We start from the raw sequence: 568 nt of genomic DNA on the forward strand, positions 1-568 counted from the left end.
CGTTGTATGTAATGTTACTCAAGCACCATAAATAAAACTGTAAATGAAATCTATTAAAATTACTTCTCTAATTATTTCATCCCTTATCTTGAATAGTTGTTTGAATTTAAGGTCTTGTCCTGAAGATATTTCTGGAAAATTTGTTTGTAAAAATAATCCAAACGCCGAAAATTATTTATTGCTAAATAAAGATGGAACATTCGAACACTTTTATAAAGAAGACAGTATAATGTTAAAACAAAATGGAACTTGGGAAAGAAGTAATGATGGTTATTGTAAAATAGAGTTTAGCGAATGGAATAGTTATAATGAAAACGGTATCGATTTTGAGGAATTCGGGAATGGACTCTTTTGGATAAATGGAAAATATCTCGATATGACACCCGACGGAAATTCACGCTCAAGTTTTGAAAAATCTAAATAATAAAAATACACTACATACAACAATGTATAACCGCAATTACGGCGGATTCGACTACGTCCGAATCCACTCGGAATTGCGAGCGTCAGTGCTTAACCGAAAATTAACGCATATTAACCCGTAACTGACGGTTATACGAGACCGTTA

1 protein-coding gene is annotated in these 568 nt (G+C 32.6%); it reads left to right on the top strand.

Annotated elements, in window-relative coordinates; genetic code table 11:
• The first annotated feature begins 43 nt into the window (after window positions 1–43).
• Entirely contained in the window at window positions 44–424 is a 381-nt protein-coding gene (locus FHP04_RS14420; protein ID WP_113966562.1) for a hypothetical protein, read from the top strand.
• The last annotated feature ends 144 nt before the right edge of the window (window positions 425–568 follow it).

Origin of the sequence: Aequorivita sinensis (assembly GCF_006346335.1) — a bacterium.
Taxonomy (GTDB): domain Bacteria; phylum Bacteroidota; class Bacteroidia; order Flavobacteriales; family Flavobacteriaceae; genus Aequorivita; species Aequorivita sinensis.